Annotated in this window: 10 protein-coding genes; 5 read left to right on the top strand and 5 right to left on the bottom strand. The window is 69.4% G+C overall.

Translation table 11 applies throughout. The annotated features are described in order from the left end of the window. Genes ACFV15_RS39785 through ACFV15_RS39775 form a run of 3 tightly spaced genes read left to right on the top strand, consistent with a single transcriptional unit; the run spans position 1 to position 2885 of the window. Complete coding sequence (locus tag ACFV15_RS39785) at positions 1 to 957, top strand: class I SAM-dependent methyltransferase (protein ID WP_378357526.1); 957 nt, start codon at positions 1 to 3, stop codon at positions 955 to 957. Further along, the gene (locus ACFV15_RS39780) at positions 958 to 2118 is read left to right on the top strand and encodes a class I SAM-dependent methyltransferase (RefSeq protein ID WP_378357524.1); all 1161 of its coding nucleotides are present in this window, start codon (positions 958 to 960) and stop codon (positions 2116 to 2118) included. A gap of 11 nt (positions 2119 to 2129) precedes the next feature. After that, positions 2130 to 2885, top strand: coding sequence for an HAD family acid phosphatase (locus tag ACFV15_RS39775; RefSeq protein WP_378357523.1), 756 nt, complete (start codon positions 2130 to 2132; stop codon positions 2883 to 2885). A 104-nt stretch (positions 2886 to 2989) separates the two neighbouring features. On the opposite strand, the gene ACFV15_RS39770 is transcribed toward ACFV15_RS39775, so the two are convergent. Next, complete coding sequence (locus ACFV15_RS39770; protein WP_378357522.1) at positions 2990 to 3958, bottom strand: chitinase; 969 nt, start codon at positions 3956 to 3958, stop codon at positions 2990 to 2992. A gap of 158 nt (positions 3959 to 4116) precedes the next feature. Beyond that, a complete protein-coding gene (locus tag ACFV15_RS39765; RefSeq protein ID WP_378357520.1) occupies positions 4117 to 6849 on the bottom strand; it encodes a BTAD domain-containing putative transcriptional regulator in 2733 nt (910 codons plus the stop codon). A gap of 288 nt (positions 6850 to 7137) precedes the next feature. Here ACFV15_RS39765 and ACFV15_RS39760 point away from each other — a divergent pair, with 288 nt between their 5' ends. Beyond that, a complete protein-coding gene (locus ACFV15_RS39760) occupies positions 7138 to 8010 on the top strand; it encodes a zinc metalloprotease (protein WP_378357519.1) in 873 nt (290 codons plus the stop codon). On the opposite strand, the gene ACFV15_RS39755 is transcribed toward ACFV15_RS39760, so the two are convergent. From ACFV15_RS39755 to ACFV15_RS39745, 3 genes are read right to left on the bottom strand one after another with little or no spacing between them, the layout of a single operon-like run. Next, entirely contained in the window at positions 7998 to 10091 is a 2094-nt protein-coding gene (locus ACFV15_RS39755; protein WP_378357517.1) for a DUF6461 domain-containing protein, read from the bottom strand. The two genes, ACFV15_RS39760 and ACFV15_RS39755, sit on opposite strands and share 13 nt — an antisense overlap. A gap of 10 nt (positions 10092 to 10101) precedes the next feature. Further along, a complete protein-coding gene (locus tag ACFV15_RS39750; protein ID WP_378357515.1) occupies positions 10102 to 10725 on the bottom strand; it encodes a TetR/AcrR family transcriptional regulator in 624 nt (207 codons plus the stop codon). 50 nt (positions 10726 to 10775) lie between these two features. Beyond that, positions 10776 to 13040 carry a molybdopterin-dependent oxidoreductase gene (locus ACFV15_RS39745; RefSeq protein ID WP_378357513.1) on the bottom strand — a complete coding sequence of 755 codons (2265 nt, stop codon included), beginning with the start codon at positions 13038 to 13040 and terminating at the stop codon, positions 10776 to 10778. Between the two features lie 79 nt (positions 13041 to 13119). Between ACFV15_RS39745 and ACFV15_RS39740 the strand changes: the two genes are divergently transcribed. Beyond that, positions 13120 to 13665 carry a TetR/AcrR family transcriptional regulator gene (locus ACFV15_RS39740; RefSeq protein WP_378357511.1) on the top strand — a complete coding sequence of 182 codons (546 nt, stop codon included), beginning with the start codon at positions 13120 to 13122 and terminating at the stop codon, positions 13663 to 13665. Positions 13666 to 13696: the final 31 nt, after the last annotated feature.

Genomic DNA, 13696 nt, shown 5'->3' with positions numbered 1-13696 from the left:
TTGACCGATCCAGCACCCAACCCGCACGCCACCGAGGAAGAGGTCAAGGCGGCGTTCGCCGACCCCAAGCTCGCGAACGTGCTGTACCACGACTGGGAAGCCGGGACCTACGACGAGAAGTGGTCCATTTCCTACGACGAGCGCTGCATCTCCTACGCGACCGGCGTGTTCAACGCCGTCGCCGGTGACGACGGCCAGCCGTACCCGACGGCGATGGAACTGGGCAGCGGCACCGGCTTCTTCCTGCTGAACCTCATGCAGGGCGGGGTGATCAAGAAGGGCTCGGTCACCGACCTCTCGCCCGGCATGGTCCAGGTCGCGCTGCGCAACGCCGAGAAGCTGGGCCTCGACGTCGACGGGCGCGTCGCCGACGCCGAGCGCATCCCGTACCCGGACAACTCGTTCGACCTGGTCGTCGGGCACGCGGTGCTGCACCACATCCCGGACCTGCCCGCGGCGTTCCGCGAGGTGCTGCGGGTGCTCAAGCCGGGCGGGCGGTTCGTGTTCGCGGGCGAGCCGACGAAGATCGGCGACACCTACGCGCGCAAGCTCGGCCAGCTGACCTGGTTCCTGACGACCAATGTCACGAAGCTGCCGGTGCTGCGTGGCTGGCGGCGTCCGCAGGAGGAGCTCGACGAGTCCTCGCGCGCGGCGGCGCTGGAGGCCGTGGTCGACATCCACACCTTCGACCCGGCCGCTTTGGAGTTGCAGGCCCGCGAAGCGGGTGCGCAGGACGTGCGCGCGGTGACCGAGGAGTTCGCGGCCGCGCTCGCGGGCTGGCCGATCCGGACGTTCGAAGCCGCTGTGCCGCAGGAGAAGCTGACGTTGCGGTGGCGGCTGTTCGCGTACCGGCTGTGGCTGCGTCTGTCCGCTTTGGACAAGAAGCTGCTCTCGAAGGTGCTGCCGCGTGAGCTGTTCTACAACGTGATGATCACCGGGACCAAGCGGCCGTCCTAAGTGGCTTATGCGTTTTCACTAGACGACGTCGCGTTCTTGAGGTCCGCGGCCGGGGTGGCGGCACTCACCGAGTGCGCCACCCGGCCGTTGACCGACCCGATCGCCGACGTGGCCTTCGTGCGCCGCTTGGTAGGGGAGCAGTACGCGGCCGCGGTACTGGAAACGGCCGTGCTGCGCCGGAAGTCGGTGTCCAAACTGGACGCCGCGGGCTGGCTGTTCACTTCGGACGCGTTGCAGCAGGCGAGCGCTTCGCTGGTGGCACGGCATCGGGCGGCGCGGCTCGCCGGGCGTGACGTGCATGACGTGACCTGTTCCGTCGGCGCCGACCTGGTCGAAATCGCGCGGGTCGCTTCGCGTGCGCTCGGGTCCGACGTGGACGAAGTACGGCTGGCGATGGCTCGGCACAATGCTGCTGTCGCGGGGGTTTCACCGGGGTTGGTGCGTGCCGACGCGCTGCGCCCGGTCAGCCGGGGCACCGTGGTCGTCGCCGATCCGGCCCGCCGGGACTCCGCCGGGCGGCGTGCCTGGAAACCCGCTGATTTCCTGCCCCCGCTCGACGGGCTCGTCGACGCCTATCCCGGTCGCGAGTTGTCGGTGAAGTGCGCGCCCGGCTTGGATTTCGACATCGCGCCGTGGGCTGACGAGGTCGAGGTCGTGTCGCTGGACGGCCAGGTGCGGGAAGCGTGCCTGTGGCGTGGCGATTCCGCGGTGTCGCGGCGCGCGACCGTGTTGCGTTCGGACGGTGCACAGTGGACGATCACCGACGCCGAGCCCGACGAAATCCCCAGTCGTGCGCCGGGTGAATGGCTGATCGACCCCGACGGCGCGGTCGTGCGCGCCGGGCTGGTCCGGCACTACGCGGCACGGCACGGGCTGTGGCAGCTCGACGACCGGATCGCCTACCTGACCGGAGACGAGCCACCGGCCGGAATACGGGCATTCCGGATACTCGAACATGGTCCGTACAGCGAAAAGAGCCTGCGAGCGCTGTTGAAGAAGTACGAGGTCGGCCGGTTGGAGATTCTCGTGCGCGGCCTCGACGTCGACCCGGATGTGTTGCGGCGCAAGCTGAAGCCAAAAGGCGGCGAAGAAGCTACTTTGGTGATGACCAGAATCGGCCGATCTGGAGTAGCGTTCCTCTGCCGCGCACAACGCACGTAGGGAGAACGTATATGAGCCGCTTGTCCGGATTGCTCAAGCTCGCCGCAGCCGCGGCGATCGGCGCGACGGTCGCGGGCGGTGCCACCGCGATCGCCACCTCGGACGGCTGGTCGCGCAGCCACGAACCCGCGAACATCGGCCAGGTCAAACTGGACGTCAAGGCGTATTACGGCGATACCGTCGACGCCGCGGGCAAGCACCACTACTCCGACACGAGCACCTTCGTGAAAGACACGAAGCGCCAGGTCGACGACGCCAAGCAGTACCTCGCCCGCCGCCTGTCCCGAGGCGTGAAGGACCCGGCCATCGTGCTGGACGTCGACGACACCTCCGAGATCACCTACGGCTGGGAAGCCGACAACGACTTCGGCTTCGACCCCGTCAAGCAACAACAGGCCATCGACAACGGCACGTTCGTCGCGAACAAGCCGGTGCTGGAGCTGGCGAACTGGGCCTTCCAGCACGGCGTGAAGGTCTACTTCCTCACCGGCCGCAACGAGTTCCAGGGCCCGCAGTCACTGAAGAACCTCGCCAACGAGGGCTACCCGGCACCGGCGGGCGCCTTCTTCAAGCCGAAGACGACCGCGCCCGACTACCTCCCGTGCGGCCTGACCTGCACGACCGTCCAGTACAAGTCGGGCACCCGCGCCTACATCTCGAAGACCTCGACCATCGTCCTCAACCTGGGCGACCAGTTCAGCGACCTCACCGGCGGCTTCGCCGAGCACCCCGTCAAGCTCCCCAACCCCATGTACTACCTCCCCTGACGCTGAAAAAATCCCAATGTGGCATTCGTCAGTTTTCAGACCCCCAATGTGGCTTTCGTCAGCTCAAAGCTGACGAAAGCCACATTGGGATTTTTTTTCGGGGCTCAGCCGGTGTAGCCCGCGAAGATCTTCGAGAACTCGTACTTCGACTGGCTGATGTTGGTGCACTTGTAGAGCGCGCCGGTGCACGCGTTCGCGTCGCGGCCCGCCTCCCAGAACGACAGCATTCCCAAGTGGACGGTCTTGGCGAACGCCACCAGTGCCCGTGCATCCTTCTGGTAGAAGATCTCGTTCTGCGAGTCGTTCACCCCGAGCATCGGCGTGACGCCTACCTTCTTCCACGCGGCCGCGTCCGTCAGCCCGAAGATCGACTTGACCTGCGCCTGGGTGGCCTTCGCCGCCGAAATCGCCTTCGCGCCCTGGTCGCCGGCGCCCTGGTAGTAGTCCATCGCCATCACGTTGACCATGTCCAGGTCGACGCCCGCGTTCTTGGCCGCCTGGACGGCCGCGACCCCGTTGGCGTCGAGCCCGGTCGGCAGCACCGGCAGGGTGAGCGAGATCTTCAGCCCGGAGTTGTTCTGCTGCACGATCTTGAGCGCCTGCGAGCGGCGCTGGATCGACGTCGGGTCGGCGACCGCGGCGCCCTCGATGTCGAGGTCGATGTACTTCAGGCCGTACGCCTTGACGACCGCGTCATATTCCGCCGCCAGTGTCGGGACACTGCTGCAGGCCTGCGCGAGTTCGATGCCGGACGCGCCTCCGAACGACACCTTGACGTCACCGCCGCCCGCCCTGATCTTCGCGATTTCGTCCGCCTGCCAAGCGGTGCGTGGGTCGTAGGCGCCGAACCAGCTCGCCTTGCACCCCCAGGACGTCACGAACCCGAGCGTGAAGCCCTTGACGCCGCCGGAAGCGGACATTGTGGACAGAACCGGGGTCGGCCACGCCCCCATGTCGACGTACGGTGCGACGGGGAGCGGCGAGCCCGCCGCGGCTTCGGCTGACGGGGAGACGACGCCGAGCGCGACGGCCAGCAGGCCGCCGAATGCGGTCACTGTGCGGGAGAAGGACATGCGGGGACCTCCGGTGCAGGGGCGGCGGAGAGGCCTCGTAAAGAAGCCTTCTGATTGGTATAGACCAGTGAATCCCGCGCGGCCATACGCCATTAGAGGGAGGACAGAAGTTGTCAAGCCTCGTGAGTGGTACGGCCGGTTCTAACCGGCGAAAACACTCACGACCCCTGCAGGCGGTCCCGCATCCTGCGGACGTCGGCCGTCCGATATTGCGCTGCGTACAGGTCGAGCGCGTCCTGCCACGCCACTCGAGCGCGTTCGGTATCGCCCGCCGCGGCATGCGTTTCGCCGAGCTTCACGTGGATGTCCGGCAGATAGAACGTGTAGCCCAGCCCGCTGAGCACGGCCAGCGCCCGCTCGTAGTACCCGATCGCCTCGCCGGTCGTCGGCGCGACATCGCCCAGCACGAGCAGCGCCGCGCCTTCGCTTTCCTGGTTGTCGTACTTCCTGAGCAGCGGCAACGCGTACTCCGAGCACGCGCGCGCCGCGTCGGGCCGCCCGAGCCGCGCGCAGCATTTCGCCGCCATCGTCAGCGCGACGGCTCCCCAGACCACGTCGCCGAGTTCGCGGAACAACCGGACCGCGCGTCTCGTGTGCCGCAACGCCTGAAGGTGCTCGTCACGCAAGCCGAGCGTGTCGCCCACGGCCATGTGCGCGTTGGCCGCTCCCAGCTTGTCGCCCGTGGTCTCCAGCACGGACAGTGACTCCCGCAGCGTCGCGACGGCCTCGTCGAAATGCCCGGAACGGGTCAGCGCGTGCCCGAGCATCACCAGCGCCCAGCCCTCGGCGCGCCGGTCACCGAGACGCCGGGTCGCCGCGACGGCGTCACGGCAGGCGACCAGGCTGTCGTCGGCATGCCCGCGCAGCCAGCGGTACGCCTCCATCTTCCGCGACAGCAGCCAGACGGTTTCGTCCCAGCCGGACTCGACGGCCAGCCGATGCACCGCGCCGAGGTTCGCGTACTCGGTGCCGAACCAGCTCAGCGCGGCGGCCCGGTCGGGTAACGCCTGCGGTTCGCGTCCCGGCGGCAGCGGGCCGAGTTCGATGCTCGGCCGGTGCGGGTCGAGCAGCCGGTCCGCCGCGTGCGCCGTGTGCAGATAGAACTCGGTCACCCGTCGCAGCGCGGCCTGTGCCTCGTCGGCGGGCGCTTGCTCCGACCCGTACAACCGCAGCAGGTCGTGCATCCGGTAGCGGCCTGGTGCGTGCTGCTGGACGAGGTTCGCGGCCTCGAGTTCACGCAGCAGCCCGCGAACCCGGCTCAGCGGCAGCCCGGCGAGGCTCGCGACCGCGAACGGGGTGATGTCCGAGCCGGGAAACGCGCCCAGCAAAGGGAAAACGGCCAGCGCGTCGGCGCCAAGCGCATGCCACGACCAGGAGAACACCGCGCGGATGTCGGCGTTGAGATCGCCGGATCCGAGCGCGTCGAGCCGGGTCGCGCCGTCTTCCAGCTCCTCGGCCAGCGAGGCGAGCGGGAAGCCCGGATGCCGCCCGGCACGCGCCGCGACGATGCTCAGCGCCAGCGGCAGTCCCGCGCAGTAGCGGACGAAAGCGTTGACCGCCACCGGTTCCGCGTCCACCCGTGCCGCGCCGAGCTGCCGGGTGAGCAGCTCGCGCGACTCGGCGTCGGTGAGCACGCCGAGCGTCAGGTCACGCGCGCCGTGCGTGGTGACGAGCCCGGTCAGCTGGTTGCGGCTGGTCGTCACCACGGTGCAGCGGGAACCGCCGGGCAGCAGCGGCAGCACCTGCGCGGCGTCGCGCGCGTTGTCGAGCAGCACGAGCATCCGCTTGTCCGCCAGCACACTCCGGTACAGCGCGGCCTGCGCGTCCACGCCGGACGGTATCGCCGACGGGTCGACACCGAGCGCGTCGAGGAACGCGCGGATCGCCGCGGACGGCGGCACAGCCGCGCCGGAGGGGTCGAACCCGCGCAGGTTCACGTACAGCTGGCCGTCGGGGAACCGGTCGAGATGCCGATGCGCCCAGTGCACGGCGAGCCAGGTCTTGCCGGTGCCGCCGGCGCCGTCGATGGCCGCGATCGGCAGCGCGCCCGAGACGTCGAGCAGCTCGCCGAGCGCGGCCAGCTCCCGAGTCCGCCCGATGAACGAATGCGGCGGCGCCGGGAGCTGACGCGGCATCGGCAGCCGCCGAGCCGCTGGCGCGAGCGCCGGATCGGCACGCAGCATCCGCTGATGCAACGTCCGCAGCGCCTGGCACGGATCCGCGCCCAGCTCGGACGCCAGCCGCCGCCGGAGCCGCTCGTAGCAGTCGAGCGCGTCGGCCTGCCGGTCGCAGCGATACAGCGCGAGCAGGTACTGCCCGGCGATGCGCTCGTCGAGCGGGCGCTCGGCCGCGCGCGCCGACAGTTCCGGCAGCAGAGCCGCGTGCTCGCCACGGCGCATCCGGATGTCGGTGAGGTCCAGCTCGGCCGCGAGCCGCTCCTTCTCGAGCGTGTCGCGCACGCCGTTGACCCACGGTGTGTCCAGCCCCGCGAACGGCTCACCCCGCCACAGCCCGAGTGCCTCGCGCAGCAGCGGCTCGGCGAGATCGTCGGTGCCTGCGGCGCGGGCGTCGCGCAGGAGCGTGCGTGCCCGGTGCAGATCGACGGCGGCGGGATCGACCGTGAGCAGGTAGCCTCCGGAATGCCGGGTGATCGACACGTCGGCGGGCAGCGCCTGCCGGAGCCTGGTGAGGTAGCTCGACAGCGTGCCGCGGGCCCGATGCGGCGGCTGCTCGCCCCAGACCCGGTCGACCAGTGTGTCCGCGGACACGACCCGGTTCGCGTCGAAAAGTAGCGCGGCGAGCACGGACCGTTGCCGCGCATGGCCTGCCGCGATGGGCATGCCATCGAAGCGGATCTCGATCTCGCCGAGCACAGCGAACCGGGCAGTCACCTGGCCTCTTCCTCCCCGAGGAGTGCATAGCGGCATCTAGCTGCGCATTCAATGCCTGTTCAAGATTTTCCCACGAACGGCCCTGCACAGTAGTGCACGGCGACGGCCTTCCTGGGGGTAAGACCGCCGCCTCTACTTGACGGGGAGGGACGGCATGCGCGGGCGCTGGTGGGGCTGATCGGGCGAAAACCCGGCCACGGTGGGGTGGCCGTGTTCCGCTCAGAGGGTCGCAGGGGATTCTGCTGAGTACTTTCCGGTTGCACACAGCAACCGAAGGGGAGTGCCCGGATGAGGCCCGCACATGTCGTCGCGATCTCCGCGCTGGCGTTGACGTTCCTGGCGGTACCGAACAGCGCGGGCGGCGCGGCCGAAGACGGCTGCGTCACCCCGCTGAACTCGGCGGCGGCCCGCAACAGGGACGGCGGCCTCAACGACGTCGGCGGAGTCGAAGCGGCGGTCGCCGAGCTGGACTTCCGCGCCAGGCTCGCACTCTCGCCGACGCCCCGTCCCGTCGCGACGACCGTCCCGGTCCACTTCCACGTGATCACCGACGGCCCGGACGGCCGGATCTCCGACGCCGACATCGACAAGCAGATCGGCGTGCTCAACAAGGACTTCGCAGGCACCGGCTTCAAGTTCGACCTGATGAGCGTCGACCGCACGGACGACGCCGACTGGTTCGGCGTCAAGCCCGACTCTTCGACCGAGCTGGCCATGAAACAGGGCCTGCACCGCGGCGACGCGGGCGCGCTGAACCTCTACACCGCCAAGCCCGAGTCCCGCATCCTCGGCTGGGCGACCTTCCCGTGGGAGTACAGCGCCAAGCCCCGCAAGGACGGCGTGGTCCTCGCGTACAACACCCTGCCCGGCGGCCAGGCACCCTTCGACCTCGGCAAGACCGCGACACACGAGGTCGGCCACTGGATGGGCCTGCTCCACACCTTCCAAGGCGGCTGCAAGGCCCCGGGTGACTACGTGGACGACACGCCGTATGAGCGCAGCGCCGCCTCCGGCTGCCCCAAGGGCCGCGACACCTGCGACAAGCCGGGACTCGACCCGATCCACAACTACATGGACTACAGCGACGACGCCTGCCTGACCCGGTTCTCGGACGGGCAGATCGATCGCATGAAAGACCAGTGGAAGGCCTACCGCGCCTGAGCGATCAGCAGGCGGGCGCGGTCGAGCAGGTCGGCCGCACCGCCGGTGACGGCGTACCGCGCGTCGTCCAGCGCGCGGATGGCGGCCGCGAGCGGGTCGGGATTGGTCGCCTGGTGCAGTGTCATCCAAAGGCGGTAGTGCTCGCCGCGCCCGCCCAGCTGGGACGTCCGTGCCCTCAGCTCCGCGGCGGGAGTCAGCGCGCGTGCGGCGAGGCTCGCCGCGAAGTCCGGGTCCTCGGTGAGACCAGCGTGTGCCACCGCTTCCGTGGCCGCCCACCACGCGAGGTCCCGAAGGCGATCTTCGGGCAGGAAGGCGAGTGCGTCGGTGTCGGCACCCAGCGGGCCGCGGCCTGGCCAGCGTCGTGAGCCGTCGGGCAGCCGCTGTTCGACGTAAAGCTCGGGGAGCAGCGGCAGGATCGGGTAAGCGACGTCCGCGGCCGCGAGGCGTTCGACGTCTTCGGGCCGGATGCCGCGGCCGGCGAATCGCCCGATGGCGGCCAAGCCCTTCTCCACGCGGGGAAACTCGCTGATGTCGAGCTGGTCGAGCGCGGCGGTGACCTCAGGATCGTCCGGCGGTTCCTGCGTTCCGGGCTCGCAGGACATCAGCACTTCGCCGTCGCGCGCGAAGGAGAGCCTGGTCAGCGCGTTGATGTTCCAGAACATGCTCGCGGCCCTGCCGTTCCGCGAAAGCCCGGTCAGCACCGGACCGTGCGAACCCTGGTAGTTGTTGATCTCCACGGCGACGACCGCCGGACCGTCGGCGAGCACCGCCACCCACGGGTCCATGCCGAAGGACTCCGCCATTTCGGTGAAGGAGCCTGGCTCGTCCGGGTCGCCGCCGAACGCTCGGACGACCTCCTCGGCGGACGCGCCGGAGACCACTGTGACCGTCGCGGCTTCGCTCAGCATGCTCTTGCGCACCCAGCGGTATTCGTCCTCGGGAAGAACGAGCGTGGGCGGCTCCGGCTCGCCGCGCAGGCGATGGCCGACGCGGTCGGTGCGCTCGTGCACGATCTCCGGTGACGGCGGCGCGCCCCAGACGACGAGTTCGTAGCGCTCGGTCTCGTCTTCGACATCGCGACCGCGTGCGTGCACACGAAGCCGGTAGTCGCCGGGCCACGGCGGGGTGACGCCGCGATCCTGTTGCGCGGCGGGTTGTTCAGGTCCCTTGACCGAGGCGGCGCCGGCCGGTGCGGAGTAGCTGACTTCGACTATCTCGTCCCACCACTCGGTTTCGACCTCTTCCGGTGGTCCTTCGAGGACTTTGAGCACGACCGAAACCCAGCCGGATTCGATACCTGTGCGGATCACCGCGCCGCCTTCGACCACCTCGACCAGACCGTTGCCGGAGAAGTCGCCGTGCGACGGGAAATCGCCTTCCGCGAGCGCGAAGCGGTGACCCGCTGCCAGCGCCGAGCAGGAGGCAGAGCAGGGAAGCCGGTATTCGTCGCGCTGCTTTTCCAGCTGCGCCTGCGCGTAGGCGTCGGGGAGCGGGACAGTGCGCAGCAGGCCCGCGACGGCACTCAACGCCAGGCCCACGACGGCGGCCGGGCTGTCGTGGCCGGTTTCCCGCAGTACCAAGGCCGCGGTGACCACGGCGAGCGCGAGGTGAGCCGCGCCGTGCCTGGCGGCGATCGCCTGCTCGTCGCCGGTGTGCGTGCCGGTGAGCAGCGGGGTGATCGAGGGATGCTCCGCCAGCTCGCCGAGCAAGGTCGTCACCAGCTCGGCGACGCCTGGCCTGCTCGCCAGCAGCAGCTTCATCGGCAGGAACGTCGCGCTTTCCCTGCCCATGCTGATGGTGGCGAACGTCCCGTCCACCGGAACGGGCAGGTGGGCGGTCAGCCCGCCGGGCCCGTCGACCCGGAGGTTCGTGACGGTCAATTCGAGTGCGCCGAGCAGGCGTTCGATGAGCAGCGAGTCGAAGGAGCGGAGTGCGGCGAGCGCGGGTGACTCGTGCTCGTGCCGATTCACCGGTGGCCGCTCGAAGCGCAGCCTGCCGAGCTCGGCGGCGGGTTCGGCCGGGATGGCGGCCATCACCGACGGCATGGCGGCGGCGATGGCGAAAGCTGGTGAATCCCCCATGCAGGCGTGTTTACAGGCCGTGCTCGATCATGTCCAGAACGCGCTGCCCGATTGCCTCCCGGAATTCGTCGTCGAGCATGCGCAGCGGGCCCTGGGTTTCCAGTGTCGCCAAGCCGTGCACGGCGGACCACGCGAGGAATTCGGCGCCACGCCTGCGTTCACCGGGCAGAACCCCGGCTTCGACCAGGCCGTCGAGCGCCGACGAGAGCAATTGGAACGGGGTCAGGCCGCTCGGGCCCGCGCGATTGGGGGCGGCCGCGTCGGTCATGTCGAGCGGGACCGAGAAGGCGGTGCGGAACAGTTCGGGCTCGGATTGGGCGAACCGGAGGTAGCCGACACCGATGGCGCGCAGGCGGGCGCGGGCGGCTTCGGCGCGGTCGGGGCTCGGGGGCAGGCTGCTCTGCTCGGTCTCCATCGCGATGGCGACCTGGGCCTGCGCGACCGCGCAGACCGCCGCGAGCAGGGCCTGGCGGTCGGCGAAATGCCGGTAGGCGGCGTTGGGGGCGACACCCGCGCGCCGGGTCGCCTCGCGCAGGACGACCGCCTCGGGGCCGCCTTCGCGTGCCATCGCCGTGCCCGCTTCCAGCAGCGCGCGGCGCAGGTCACCGTGGCGGTAGGTCGTGCGTGGCGGCATGGGGGACAAGGTACGCGCGGCCGCTCACTGAAAACTGTCGGTGCGGTGTTCTAGCCTCGCACTGGTTCGAGTTTGGCAGGTACGTGTTTGTGCCAGGGCGTGCCCGCGAAGGGGTCACGCCAGTCGAGGTTCGTGAGCTCGTTCGGCGCGACGCCGGTCGTGAACCTGGCGCCGTGCACGGGATCGGCTTCGGCGGCCGGGTAGTCGACGCCCATGCCGTTCGGCAGCGACAGGTGCCCCGGCTGCATCCGGTCGTTGACGGCGATCGGGGTGTCGATGCTGCCGCGTGCGGTGGTGAGGGTGACGTGGTCGCCGGTCGAGACGCCGAGGCGTTCCGCGTCGGCCGGGCTGATGAACAGCGCGCCGTCGGTGTCGCGGCGGCGCCAGCCGGGGTCGCGGAAGATGGTGTTCGCGGTGAAGGCCCGGCGTTCGCCTGCCGAGAGCACGAACGGGAACTCCGCGCTGGTCTTGCCGGGATGCTCGCCGTCGAGCGCGCGCAGCTCCGCGAGGAGTTCGGGCAGCGCGATGGTGAAGCGGCGGTCTTCGCGGCGCACGTAGTTCCAGACGTGCTCCCACTCGTCGACGGTGAAGGTCACGCCGGAGCGCCGGGTGAGCACGGCTTCGAAGAGCTTCTCGCCGGGTTCGAGACCCTCGCCGGTGAAGCCCGCGCGTCGCACGGAATCCGGGTTCGCCTGTGCGCAGAGATGCGCGGCGCCCCAGAGCGAGGCCGCGCCCGCCATGCCTGGCGGCAGCTTCGGTCCGAGCGTTTCGTAGAGCACGTACGGCGCGAGGCCCATGAGACGCGGATCGGCGGCGACCTCGGTGAAGAACGCTTGGGCGTAGTCCTCGCGGGCGGCCGCGCGCAGGCGGGCGAGCGTTTCTTCGCCGACGGTGCCGAGTTCGCGGATGAGCCTGGCGTAGATCTCGGGCTCGGGCATGGTGCCCGGCAGCGGGTCGAACAACGGCGCGCGGAGCTGGAAGGCGTTGCGCGGGAACTCGACGTTGAAGAACGTCGCCTCGCACTTCTCGAACTGGCTCGCCGCGGGCAGCACGTAGTCGGCGTGCCGCGCGGTCTCGGTGAACGCGACGTCCACGACGACGACCAGGTCCAGCGCGTCGAGCGCGCGGCGGAACGTCGGCGAGTCGGCCAGCGAGTGCGCCGGGTTGACGCTGTCGAGCCACATCGCGCGGAACCGGTCGGGATGGTCGGTGAGGATCTCCTCGGCGATCGAGTTGCACGGCACCAGCCCGGCGATGATCCGGGCGCCGGTGACCGGCGTGACCCGGCTCGGTTTGGCGGCTCCCGAGGTGTTCGAGCCGGCGAGCGCCACGAACGACGAGTGCAGGTACATCGCGCCAGGCTTGCCGAAATTGCCGGTGAGAATCCATTGCAGCTTGTTCAAATACGAGCAGAGCGTGCTGTGGATGCTCTGCTGGATGCCGAGATCCTCGTACGTGCACACGCTCGACGCGAACCCGATGCGCCGCGCGGCGGAGCGGATCAGGTCCTCCGGCACCCCGCACGCGTCCGCGAACGCCGGAACGTCCACATCGGACAGTTCGGCGAGCACGGCGTCGGCGCCGGTGGTGTGCTCGGCAAGGAACGCTTTGTCGACAAGGTCTTCCTGAACGAGCACGCCGAGGAGCGCGGCGAGGCACCACGCGTCCGTGCCCGGCTTGACCTGCAGGTGGAAGTCGGCGAGGTCGGCGGTCTCGGTGCGCTTCGGGTCGATCACGACCATGCTGCGCGCCGGATCGGCCGAGATCTGCCGCAGTGTCGGCCTGGCGCGCGGGAAACTGTGGGACTGCCAAGGGTTCTTGCCGACGAACACGACGACCTCGGCGTGCTCGAAATCGCCTTTCGTGTGCCCGCCGTAGAGCTTCCCGTCCACCCACATCTCGCCGGTCTTCTCCTGGGCGAGCGCGTTCGAGTAGTACCGCGCGCCCAGCGCGGCCTGGAACGCGCGGTTGTACGTGGTGCCGAGATGATTGCCCTGCCCGCCACCGCCGTAGAAGAAGATCTTGTCGCCGCCGTGCGTGTCCCGGATGCCTTCGAGACGGCGCGCGATCTCGGTGATCGCCGTGTCCCAGTCGATCTCCTCGTAGGACCCGTCGGGACGGCGGCGCAGCGGGGAGCTCAGGCGGTCGCGGCCGTTCTGATAGCGGTCGAGCCGCAGTGCCTTCTCGCAGGTGTAGCCGGCGGAGGCCGGGTGCTCCTTGTCGCCGCTGATCTTCGACAGCCTGCGGCCGTCCAGCGTGACCTCGATGCCGCAGTTGCATTCGCAGAGGATGCAGGCGCTCTTGACTGTGCTCACGAGTGCTCCTGTAGATCGATCGGTCTATGGGTACCATGACACATCTAGACTGACCGGTCTAGAGCATGAGGAGATGCGGATGACCGCCGGACCGAGAGAGCGCCTGATCGAAAGCGCCATCACGCTCATCCGTGAGCACGGCGTGCACGGCACCGGCCTCACCGAGCTGCTCACGCACAGCAAAACCGCACGCGGCTCGATCTACCAGCACTTTCCCGGCGGCAAGACCGAATTGATCGAACACGCGACGCTCTCGGCAGGTGAGCAGATGAGCGCGCTCATCGAGGCACGCGCCGACTCGCCGTCCGCGCTGATCGCCACACTGGTCCGCTGGTGGAAACGCACCCTCGAAGCCAGCGACTACCGCTTCGGCTGCCCGGTCGTGGCCGCCGCGCTCGCCGAGCAGACCGCCGCGGCCACGGTCTTCGAGGAATGGGAGCGCCGCCTCACGGCCGCGCTGACCGCGGCGGGCATGGACGAGGCGGCCGCGCCGTCCATGGCCACCTTCATCGTGAGCGCCATCGAAGGCGCGATCATCCAAAGCCGCAGCACCAAGTCACCACGCCCGCTCGACGCGGCCGACGCCCACCTGCGGAAACTGCTCGAGGTCTACCTGGGGTCGTGAGTGGTATGGCCGGTTAGAACCGGCCGTACCC

The sequence above is a fragment of the Amycolatopsis sp. NPDC059657 genome (genome assembly GCF_042734395.1).
GTDB lineage: Bacteria > Actinomycetota > Actinomycetes > Mycobacteriales > Pseudonocardiaceae > Amycolatopsis.
This window is presented reverse-complemented; position numbering and strand designations above follow the sequence as displayed.